Source organism: bacterium (genome assembly GCA_021372535.1).
Classification (GTDB): domain Bacteria; phylum Latescibacterota; class Latescibacteria; order Latescibacterales; family Latescibacteraceae; genus JAFGMP01.
In genome coordinates this window covers 1-10,581 of the sequence record JAJFUH010000175.1, presented here as the reverse complement: position 1 = coordinate 10,581, position 10,581 = coordinate 1, and the positions used below count along the sequence as shown (strand labels likewise).

10 protein-coding genes are annotated in these 10,581 nt (G+C 51.8%); 6 read left to right on the top strand and 4 right to left on the bottom strand.

Translation table 11 applies throughout. The annotated features are described in order from the left end of the window. The 3 genes from LLG96_15350 to lepB all read left to right on the top strand — a co-directional run. A partial coding sequence (locus tag LLG96_15350) for a heparinase II/III-family protein (GenBank protein ID MCE5251585.1) occupies nucleotides 1-1,766 on the top strand: 1,766 nt, incomplete at its 5' end. A 309-nt stretch (nucleotides 1,767-2,075) separates the two neighbouring features. Continuing rightward, nucleotides 2,076-2,759, top strand: coding sequence for a hypothetical protein (locus LLG96_15345; protein ID MCE5251584.1), 684 nt, complete (start codon nucleotides 2,076-2,078; stop codon nucleotides 2,757-2,759). A 166-nt stretch (nucleotides 2,760-2,925) separates the two neighbouring features. Continuing rightward, on the top strand, nucleotides 2,926-3,582 hold the full coding sequence (gene lepB, locus LLG96_15340; protein ID MCE5251583.1) for a signal peptidase I: 657 nt from the start codon (nucleotides 2,926-2,928) through the stop codon (nucleotides 3,580-3,582). A 144-nt stretch (nucleotides 3,583-3,726) separates the two neighbouring features. Here lepB and trxA read toward each other — a convergent pair whose 3' ends face one another. Next, entirely contained in the window at nucleotides 3,727-4,089 is a 363-nt protein-coding gene (trxA, locus tag LLG96_15335) for a thioredoxin (protein ID MCE5251582.1), read from the bottom strand. 280 nt (nucleotides 4,090-4,369) lie between these two features. Further along, on the bottom strand, nucleotides 4,370-5,845 hold the full coding sequence (gene glgA / locus LLG96_15330) for a glycogen synthase GlgA (protein ID MCE5251581.1): 1,476 nt from the start codon (nucleotides 5,843-5,845) through the stop codon (nucleotides 4,370-4,372). 368 nt (nucleotides 5,846-6,213) lie between these two features. Here glgA and LLG96_15325 point away from each other — a divergent pair, with 368 nt between their 5' ends. From LLG96_15325 to LLG96_15315, 3 genes are all read left to right on the top strand, one after another. Then, complete coding sequence (locus LLG96_15325) at nucleotides 6,214-7,722, top strand: response regulator (protein MCE5251580.1); 1,509 nt, start codon at nucleotides 6,214-6,216, stop codon at nucleotides 7,720-7,722. Nucleotides 7,723-7,905: 183 nt separating this feature from the next. Then, complete coding sequence (locus LLG96_15320) at nucleotides 7,906-8,856, top strand: slipin family protein (protein ID MCE5251579.1); 951 nt, start codon at nucleotides 7,906-7,908, stop codon at nucleotides 8,854-8,856. A gap of 205 nt (nucleotides 8,857-9,061) precedes the next feature. Beyond that, complete coding sequence (locus LLG96_15315) at nucleotides 9,062-9,304, top strand: hypothetical protein (GenBank protein ID MCE5251578.1); 243 nt, start codon at nucleotides 9,062-9,064, stop codon at nucleotides 9,302-9,304. Nucleotides 9,305-9,443: 139 nt separating this feature from the next. On the opposite strand, the gene LLG96_15310 is transcribed toward LLG96_15315, so the two are convergent. Both LLG96_15310 and LLG96_15305 read right to left on the bottom strand, forming a co-directional pair. Then, a complete protein-coding gene (locus LLG96_15310; GenBank protein MCE5251577.1) occupies nucleotides 9,444-9,803 on the bottom strand; it encodes a four helix bundle protein in 360 nt (119 codons plus the stop codon). Between the two features lie 157 nt (nucleotides 9,804-9,960). Next, nucleotides 9,961-10,581 (bottom strand): helicase (locus tag LLG96_15305; protein ID MCE5251576.1); only part of this gene is annotated, 621 nt, incomplete at its 5' end.

Genomic DNA, 10,581 nt, shown 5'->3' with positions numbered 1-10,581 from the left:
CAGTCGCCGAAGCCCTCTACACGAAAGCCGTGCAGGAGGTGTTCAAAGAATATGTCCGTGACAACTGGGTGTCCTCGAATACCTCGAACTGGATATGCGATGTCACCGCGGGAAGCATCCTGTGCTCGGTCGCGCTCATGGGAGACTACCCGCCCGAAGACCTCGAACCATACCTGAGCGGCTCCATCCTCAAGGTCGGCGAGCTCGCCCGTGATGCGTTCGGCCCGGACGGCGCGTACGGCGAGGGGACGCTCTATTACATTCATACGCTCCACGGGCTTACGAAATCGATGGCGGTTCTCGACCGTATGTTCGATGTTCATTTCCCGGAAAAGATCGCGAAGAGCCACTATTTCCTCCTGTACCAGATGGACCCCGGAACGAAGCGTATCTGCGATTTCGGCGATGCGTTCGAAAATCTCATGATGTTCAACAGTTCGAGCTACCTGAGCCTCGCGAACTGTGCGTACCTGCTCGGGAAATACCGCGATCCGTACCTCAAGTGGCTTTACGGCTTCAATCCCGGCACGACTGAGCGCGACCTCCTGTTCGGCGACGAGACCATCGTGGCGAAAAGCCCCGGCGACCTGCCTCCCGTGGCGCATTTCAGGGACATCGGCACGACCGTGTTCAGGAGCGGATTCGGCCATGACGATTTCATGTTCGTGTTCCGCTGCGGGCCGTTTGTCAACCACCAGCACTTCGACCAGGGGGCTTTTTTCCTCAATGACCGTGGGGAGAATTTCCTCGGCGAGGCCGGTCGGACCGATTACTACGCCGACCTCTGGTATCAGAAGCTCGTAATCCAGCCGGGCGGGCACAACTGCATCCTTGCGGACGGCAACCCTGAAAGCCAGCGGGCGGGGGATTTCCTCCGCGATGTCCCGGCCTGGAAGAACTATGCCTTCACGACCGATTTTATCACCTTCGATGGCGGAGCGTTCGTCTCGGGCCGTCTCGACCCGATCTACAAGGGAAAATTCACCTCTCTCCGCAGGAGCGTCCTGTACCTGTCGCCCCGGACGGTTGTTCTCATTGACGAGGCTGTCGGAGCGCCCGGGACGGGGACGGTCGAGCTCCGGTTCCACGCGCCCATGATGGAGGACATATCGGTCAGCGGGCGTGATGCATTCATCAGGCGGCCTTCGGGCACGCTGGCTGTCCGCACTCTCTGTCCCGGAAACATCAGCGCGGAGATAGTGAGACGCCCCATGACGCTCAACGAGATGAGCGACAAGAGCGCTGCGAACATGAAAGCCCGCGGATTTCTCCGGCTTTCCGCCGATCTCGGGCAGGATGGGGGAGCGGCGACGGTTGTCACGGTCATGACCACCGACAGAGCCGTAATGGACGGCCTCAACGACAGAACAGCGCCGGATCACGCTGTGTTATCCGCCGGGGAAACCGGCTTCTTCATCAATACCGCGCGCGGCGGGATGTATACGGAGGGATCGGTGACTACGGACGCCCTTGTCATCGCCGCCGGGCCGAAAGAAACTATCGCCATGCGGGCGACAATGGTCGATTTGCAGGGGGAAATGTTTCTCCGCGCCGACAAACCGGTGTCGGTCGTATACCGCCGGGACGGTGTTGTCAAAACGCTGTCATGCTCCGCCTTCGAGCCGACAAGGATCACTATGGCACTCGACTCGAAACCGGGACGTGTGCTTTTGAACGGCGTTCCCTTCAAGGGATGGAAGTACAGCAAAAAGGACGGGGTTGTGATCGAGCTCCCGGCAGGAGAGAGTGTTATAGGGATAAAGTGACAATTACGGGATTTTTTCGTACGATTTTTATATGGACACTACTTATGACAGCATAAATAATATATATTTTCTCAGAGACTCGGCGTTTCGGTGCTTTGGTAACTTTGTATGTTCATGGAGAATTTCTTCCATGAATAACCTCCATGATCGTCTACGGTTACAACGAAGGAAGAAAAATCTATGCAGGCTGTATATGGATTCCCGATTAAAGATTCGGGAATGACGGCTTTACGGAGACTCCCGACACCAGGCAAGGGCTTCGGCGCCGGGAACGGTAGATGCATTTTCAGGTAAACCCGGAGGAAAAACATGATGAGGAAGTACATTCTTTTTCTTATGATAATCATCTTGTCCATGTATTCACCGGTTGCTGATTCCGAACAAACCGCCGATTTTTCCAAAGCTGACAGCTTGTATAATGCCACTCAATATTTACAGGCTATCGAAGAATATTCGCGTTTTCTGAACAGCGATAAAGCCGATTACGCCCTTTACAGAATCGGATTGTCAAAAAGCGGGATAGCTAACTTCTGCGTCAGCGATTACCAGTTCGATAAATACCCCGAGATGTACAAAAAACAATATGGCGATAAATATCCTCTATATATTGCCGGCCTTGATTACATCAATAAACATCCGGAACAATTCTGGTATTTTGAATCGGGCGCCATACATGTTTACAGAGGGAATGATTTCAAGACAATAATCTACAACTACCCCAAAAGTGACTATGTGGATGACAGCGCCTATGAGCTCCTTCTGGAAACGCGTCATATTGACTGGGAAGGGGATTACGCGGATATGCTTCCACGGATCGACCGGTGCAAAGCTTTTTTAGGAACTTATCCGAAAAGCGAGTTATGTGATAAAGTTGTAGATTTATGTCTTGATGATTATTCCAATGTTATTACCGCTTGGGAAGTTCCCGATTCTGTAAAAAGCCGGTATGAGACAGAAATAAAAGAATTCAAAAGGGCATGGGGACGAAAATAAGAGTCGGCTGCAGCAGAAGGTAAAAGTGGAATCAAAAATGTGAGTTGGGGAAAAGGGAGGGGTTATGGAGTTCCGAAAGGACTTTACATGAATAGACCGGTCTTCGATCCGATCGGGGATTCAATGACGGAGATATGCTGTTCCTGTATACGCAAAGGGGAAGCGTATGAAAAAACTGCTTGCGTTCCTGAAATACTTTTTTACCGATCCTCGCCAGTTCAGCCTCACTAATTTAGTCATCGTCTTTACGCTCCTGGCGGTGCTTCAGGCTTCGGTGCTGAGCCTTCACAAGGTGGTTTCGGAATCCATGGAGGATACCCTCCTTGTGGGAGACACGCTGCTCTTGTTCAGGACATGGTACGGGTTCAGGCCGCCGTTTTTCAACCACGCGGTCACTCCGGGTTTCAAGCCGCAGCCGGACGATATCGTGATCTGCATATATCCCGGCGACCCGAAGCAGGAATATGTGAAGCGGATTGCGGCGATTGGAGGCGATACAGTCGCGATAGACCGCAAGCACCTCTTTGTGAACGGCAATCCCGTGCCGCCGCCACAAACAGCGAAGTTCGCCGATCCGGAGATACTCCGAAAGGAGAATGCCCGTCGGGATTTCTATCCGCTCAAGGTTGTCGAAAGAGACTCACTCTTCGTTCTCGGCGATAACCGGGACTTCTCGTTCGACTCGCGGTCATGGGGTCCGCTCCCAAGCAAGAATCTCCGCGGCAAGGTAGGGTACATACTCTTCAGCCTCGATCCGAAGGTACCGTGGTCGGACTTCAGACACAAGCTCAGAAAGGGGCGGTTTTTCATACCGGTGAAGTGAGGAAAGCAGCGGAAAAAATATCTGAACCGCCGATGCCTGTGATTACCCTGATTATCATGATAAAATGCGGTATCGGGTGGTTTTTATCATGGTAATCACTGAATCAGTTTAATCAGCGGTTCAGACAGTCGCGGGAACAGGTATTTACCCGGCCGCGCCGAGCAGATCCGTGTCGATAATCGATTTCAGCTGGTCTTTGGGAAGAGCGCCCATTGCCATCTTCGGCTTGCCTTCAAGGGGAATGAAGAGGAGCGAGGGTATGCTCCGGATACCAAACGCCCCTGCAAGCTCCTGCTCCTGCTCGGTGTTGATCTTGTAGAAATTCACCGTGCCCGCGTATTCAGTCGAGAGCTCCTCGATGATGGGCGCGATCATCTTGCAGGGACCGCACCAGTCGGCGTAAAAATCGATGACACAGGGAATATCGCCCTCGAATTTCCAGTCTTTGTTATGCTCGTAATCGAATACTTTCGTCATGAAAGTGTCTTTTGTCAGGTGTTCAGGCATTGTACGGCTCCTTTCGGTGGATATGGTTTACGGACATAATTATCTCATCTGATTGAAAAACAACATGTTCAGCGCGACAAAAAACGTGTCCGCCGCGCACGGTGTGGATGTAATATAATACATACAGACATATAATAATAGCTATTTTTTATTATCTGAATAATAATTTGTTTTTCGCATACGCCGTGATGCCATCATCCGCATACTATACAGTATGATGCTGTGTTGTTTCTTTTTCCCGTGTGCCTTGTGCCTGTATTTAAATCTTTTCCTTTGTGCCTTATGCCTTATGCCTGTCTTTACCAGCCTTCTGACGTATGTGCTCGTACAGTTCGCCGTATTTACGAGCCGAGGTCTTCCACGAGAAATCGTGCATCATGCCATGACGAACCGCCGTGTTCCATTCCTCTTGCCCCGGCTCCCGGAACAGCGCGATCGCCCGTGAGACAGCCCCGATAAGGGCCGCGGGAGTGAAAGAGTCGAACCTGATGCCGGTGCAGCACTCCGCGCCCTCGCTGAAATCGTGCACGGTGTCGGCGAGCCCGCCTGTCGCGTGAACGACCGGCACTGTCCCGTACCGCATGGCGATGAGCTGCCCGAGGCCGCATGGTTCGTATCTGCTCGGCATGAGAAATGCATCCGCGCCGGCGAAGATGAGGTGGGCGAGATGTCTGTCCTGACGGCGGATGACCTGGATTTTATCGGGGTATGACGAGGTGATCCGTCCCATCGCCTCGTGGTATTTCATGTTTCCCATGCCGAGAATGACGAGACGCAGATCGAGAGCTGCAAGCCCTCCGGCCGCCGCTTCGATCAGGTCGATACCTTTCTGCTCGTCGAGACGTGTCACCATGCCGAACACCGGCGCTGTCTCATCGTCCGTCATGCCGCACTCATCGAGCAGGGCGGTTCGGCAGGTTTTCTTGCCCGCGAGATTCTTCGTGGTGTACCGCGCAGGGATGGAGCGGTCGGTCGCCGGATTCCATTCTTTCTGGTCGATCCCGTTGACAATGCCGTAGAGGTCATCCTTCCGCTCGTACAGCACACCCTGCATGCCGAATCCGAGAGCTTTGCCGGTAATTTCCCGCGCATAGGTCTCGCTGACCGTCGAAATCGCGTCGGCGTGGACGATGCCGCCCTTGAGGAACGATACGTTGCCGTGGTATTCCATCTTCGATATCTGAAACTCATCCCTCGGGAGACCGCTCATGGTAAAGACGGATTCCTCGAAGATGCCGTGATACCCGATATTGTGGATGGTGAAGAGTTTTGCGGTTTCCCGGAACAGCGGGTCCCCGGAGTAGAGTGTGGAGAGATAGACCAGCACGAGCGCGGTCTGCCAGTCATGGGCATGGACAACATCGGGTTTTATCCGCAGTGCCTTTGCCGCCTCGATAATTGCCCGCGAGAAGCAGGTGAACCGCAGCCCGTTGATACGGTAATTGCCGTGAATGTCCTCATAGCCTTCGCCGCGGCGGAAGTATTCGTCGTTTTCGAGGAGGAAGACGGTCAGGCCGTTCCATTTGGTTTTCGAGACGGCAAATGGCTTCAGCTCCTGGCCGATCGGAATCGGTATTACCAGGTCAGCGCTCTCGAAACCATACCGCTCACGGTCGATATCGGGATACCCGGGAAGCATGACGGTTACCGTGTGACCGCGTTCGGCGATTGCCTGTGCAAGGGTGCCGATTGCGTCGGCCCGCTCGCCGACTTTATAGAATGGCACCATCTCGGATGCGGTAAATAGCACGTTCATCGCTCTCTCCTTGTCAGGTGCTGAAATCTGTTGAGTGAAAAATCCGCTTTTTATCTGAAAATATTCATTAACATTTTAACCTCGGAGACACGGAGGGCACGGAGAAAAACTCACTATTCAACTGAAGATGCATTTTCATGATTCGTTGTGATCAACCATGGTCATGATAAGAGCAATTCCTGAAATTCCTGTCTCCTGAGAAATTCTTTTCAGCATGGCAATCACATAGTACATATACTGTAACAAACCATATTCGTCAAGCAAGAAAAAATTGCACATTACATATGAGGATTATAATAAAAATGTTTCTTTCCTGTATAATATTCGTTAATATTACTTAAGATTGCATTCAGGTAATGTGATGTATCATGCTGACCGGGCAACACACCCATTTCATCAGGAACGAACGGACGATGGACACGAGCGAGAAAAAGCATGTGGTTGTTGTCAATGACGATCCCCTTCAGTTAAAGATAATCATGCAGTATCTTGTCGACGGGGGAATGGAAGTATCGGCGTTCACGAGCGCAGAGGAAGCCCTCGAGCACATGTCCGGCAGCGGCGCACCGGATGTTCTCGTCACCGATCTCTATATGCCGGGGATAGACGGCTGGGGATTGTGCCGTCTGATGCAGTCGGAAGATTATCCCGATTTCAACGAGGTACCCATTCTCATTATTTCGGCGACATTCGCCGGTGTCCAGGCCCGTGAGATTGCAGCCGATCTTGGTGTGAAGGGATTTCTTCCGATTCCCTTCAAGCCCGAACGCCTGGTTGAATATGTGAAGACCATTTCGAAAGGTGCGAATATCAGTGTGGTGCCGAAATGTGTTATTATTGACTGCGACGAAACATTATCGAACAGCATGAAGAAGATATTCGAGAAACGGGGATATACTGTATTCAATTGTAAAACGGTAAAAGAAGGCCGCATACTCTTGAATGAGCATAAGCCCGAGGTGGTGGTTCTCGATTATTGCATTCCCGACGGGAACGCGCTGGAGCTTATAGGGGAATTCAAAAAACCCGGATTTCTGGGAGTTGTCATCATGACAACAGCCGACCCGAATCCCCGTCTTGCGACCCTGTGTGTCAAACAGGGAGCGGATGCGTATATTCGGAAACCGTTCGACCCGGAATACCTCCTCACAGTGAGCGAAACAGCCCGACGGGAGCGCTCGCTTTTTCATATCAAGGAGCTGCTCGAAGTACGGACCCGTGAGCTGAGGAATTCGGAAAAACGTTTCAGAACACTGTTCAAGGGAATCCCTGAAATTGTTATTGTACATAATAACAAGGGAATTATTCTCGATTGTAATAAAAATGTCGAGCAATTAATGGGGAAAACGTTCAAAGAGGTGGTTGAAATTGGATTCAACGCTTCTTTCAGCGATGAAAATGCCGATAAATACCTTGAAAGCATGGAAAAGTCCAGAATCGCGGGAACATATTCGTTCGAAATAAAGCTTCAGACATCTTCGCAGCAGATACTGTACGCCGGAATACGCATGTCCCTCATCGAATATGAACGCGAGATCATTTACCTCGTTATTATCAGTGACATCACGAACTTAAAGAGTGAAGAGAGGACCCGGATGAGCCAGGAAAAACTCAAGGGTGTGCTGGAAATGGCGGGCGCCACATGCCATGAATTGAACCAGCCGCTTCAGGCGGTTTCCGGCAACGCCGAGCTCCTGCTCATGGATATCGGCGATAATCATCCGCTCTACGAGACCCTCGTCGAGATCAGGAATGAGACGGCGAAAATGGCCAGTATCACGAAAAAGCTGAACAATATCACCCGCTACGAAGTAAAAGAATACCTCATGGGGACAAGCATCATCGATATCGAAAAGGCGTCCGAAAAAAAGAGATGATTGTATGATCCCTCCGCATCGATACTGTTCCGCATGTTCATACTGAACCTCTTTATACCCTTATCCCTCCGCACACATATTTTTTTACCAGTATCATTAAAACCGGTATAATGGTATATTATGTCCGACTGTTTTTGTGCACATATGCCATGCTGCACATAGCAGTGAGAAAGGAGGCGATCCATGAAATCGTCGAATGCTTTACCGGTCTTGATATTTGTCTTGATTTTCGGCTGCGGAATCGCTGCATCGTACCTGCTCTTCGATTCTGTCTCCCGGACGGCGAGTTACTGGACAGTGGGCGGTTCGTTTCTGGCGGCGCTTCTCATCGCGGCGTCGGTCAAGGTGGCGAACCAGTGGGAGCGTGTGGTCATGCTCAGGCTGGGAAAGTTTCAGGGACTCAAGGGCCCCGGGCTCTTTTTCATCATCCCTGTCCTCGATACGCTGCCATACTGGATCGATCTGCGGGTTATAACCACATCGTTCAAGGCGGAGAAGACCCTCACCAAGGATACCGTACCGGTCGATGTCGACGCGGTCCTCTTCTGGCAGGTGATCGAACCGGTCAAAACCGCGCTCGAGGTCGAGGACTACCGGAACGCCATAAGCTGGGCATCACAGACCGCGCTCCGCGATGTCATCGGTAAGACCCTCCTGTCCCAGATGCTCGAGGGACGGGAGCATCTCGATGACGAGCTCCAGCGGATAATCGGCAACCGTATCGCATCGTGGGGCATACGGGTTCTTTCGGTGGAGATCAGGGATGTCCTCATCCCTCAGGGTCTCCAGAGCGCCATGTCCATGCAGGCGCAGGCGGAGCGCGAGCGCCAGGCCCGTGTCATCCTCGGCGATTCGGAACGCCAGATCGCCCAGAAATTCGAAGAAGCGGCCCGCGTCTATTCCGATAACCCGACCGCGCTTCATCTCCGCGCCATGAACATGCTCTACGAGGGCCTCAAAAACAATGCGACGCTCATTATCGTGCCGAGCACCGCGGTGGAATCGATGCAGCTCGGGACGGTGGCCGGTCTGGCCGCCATTCAGAAAACCATTGCGGACGGGGCGGGAAAAACCGGAGAGGAAAGAGGGTCGCGCCAGGCTCAGCAGAGCGGGGGAGAGGGGATCAAGGGGTGAGGGAACACACTGTGAGACAACGTGTTTCTTGTATGTAGAAAAAGTCTGTGAATAGCCTCCATGACTATAGATGGTCACAACGAAGGCTGAAAAATGTATGCAGGCTGCATATGGATTCCCGATTAATGATTCGGGAATGACGGCGAATATACAGTATATATATGATTTTTACTTTATTTGAATAACCATATAGTTGATGCTCCGTATGAAACGATTTATCCGGTATGTTCTGGGAATCACTTTTCTTGTACTCGGGTTCGCCGGGCTCTTTCTTCCCGTGCTTCAGGGAATCCTGTTCCTCATAATCGGGTTGCTCATTCTCGCGCCGGAGAGCAGGTTCATACGGCGGCTCATTGCCCGGTGCAGGCTCAAATATCCGGCGGTGTTCCGTCAGGCGGCGCGGTATAAAAGGAAGCTTAAAGAGATAGGCAGAAGGCACAAGGCATAAGGCAGAAGGGGAGAGACAAAGGACAGGCACAAGGCACAAGGCATAAGGCAGAAGGGGAGAGACGAAGGACAGGCAGAAGGCACAAGGCATAAGGCAGAAGGCACAAGGCAGAAAGATAAAGGACAGGAACAAGAAAAAATTATTGTGGTTTTGAGAGTTTTTTCAGAAGTGTATTGAGCATACGTTCTATTTCATTGATATTCTGCAGAACAGTCAGAGAGCGGTCTTTATCCAGATATCCCAGATTAACCGCAATCTCCAGTTGAGTCTGCATTTCATACAGAGAGCCGCAGGCTATCTGAAGGAAACGGATATAATCCTGTGTTGAATTTCTGCCATAACCTTCGGCAATATTGCTTGGAATGGATACCGCACTCCGTCTTATCTGTGAGGTAATACCATACAGTTCTTCTTTTGGAAAATCCTTTGTCAACAAGTAAATTTCCGTAACGAGCGCCATAGATTTTTGCCATACTACCAGATCACGATATGACTTTATCATTTCCTTCTGCCTCATCTCTTATGACTTTTACCTTGTATGTGTCTTTCATTTTTTATGCCTTATGCCTTATGCCTTATGCCTGTTTTAAAAATCTTTTCCCCTTATGCCTTATGCCTTGTGCCTTATGCCTGCCCCTTATGCCTTATGCCTGTCTTCACCGCTCCGGAAGGTTTTTCACTAACCGAACCGTCCCGAGGCTCACGGTCACGATTTTTTTGATAAGGCGGATGATGTACGACTTGTCGTCCGCGCGGTTCGGGTCGTTGACAATGCCGCTGCGGGGGTCGGTTTTCACCCGGTACTGGTCGATGATCCATTCGAGGGCCGAGCGGTTGCCGAGCCGGTAGTCGTAGACCTCATCCGGTATGCCGGAGAGCGTCAGGAATTCGTTGTACACGATGCTCCGCCGGTCTCGTGAGAGCCTCATTTTCTCCACGCGCAGATCGAGCGGCTTTCCGGGGGTTTCGATCTCTTCGAGGGGATACTTGTCCGCCTGCTCGTAATTGAGATGAAGGCTCGCGAGCTCCCAGCCCGCCGCGGCGAATACCCTGAAATCGTCGGCGAACGGTATCCGGGGCAGTTCGCGCCGGAGGTTCGCGGCGTACCGTTCACGGTAGTCCGGGGCATGCAGGATGCCGTACACATAGTAGAAGATGTCACGCTTCGTGATCGTCCGGTCGTCGTAGTGCTTCCTGAACTGCCCGAGCGCCCAATCCGTGATGTTCTCGCGGCGGTTCGTCCCGTCCTCGTCGTACGTGTAGTACGGGAAACACTG

Excerpts from the sequence above, each read along its gene's own strand:
- LLG96_15345 (MCE5251584.1), top strand. The coding sequence starts at position 2,076 with ATGATGAGGAAGTACATTCTTTTTCTTATGATAATCATCTTGTCCATG.
- lepB (MCE5251583.1), top strand. The coding sequence starts at position 2,926 with ATGAAAAAACTGCTTGCGTTCCTGAAATACTTTTTTACCGATCCTCGC.
- trxA (MCE5251582.1), bottom strand. The coding sequence starts at position 4,089 with ATGCCTGAACACCTGACAAAAGACACTTTCATGACGAAAGTATTCGAT.
- glgA (MCE5251581.1), bottom strand. The coding sequence starts at position 5,845 with ATGAACGTGCTATTTACCGCATCCGAGATGGTGCCATTCTATAAAGTC.
- LLG96_15325 (MCE5251580.1), top strand. The coding sequence starts at position 6,214 with ATGCTGACCGGGCAACACACCCATTTCATCAGGAACGAACGGACGATG.
- LLG96_15320 (MCE5251579.1), top strand. The coding sequence starts at position 7,906 with ATGAAATCGTCGAATGCTTTACCGGTCTTGATATTTGTCTTGATTTTC.
- LLG96_15315 (MCE5251578.1), top strand. The coding sequence starts at position 9,062 with ATGAAACGATTTATCCGGTATGTTCTGGGAATCACTTTTCTTGTACTC.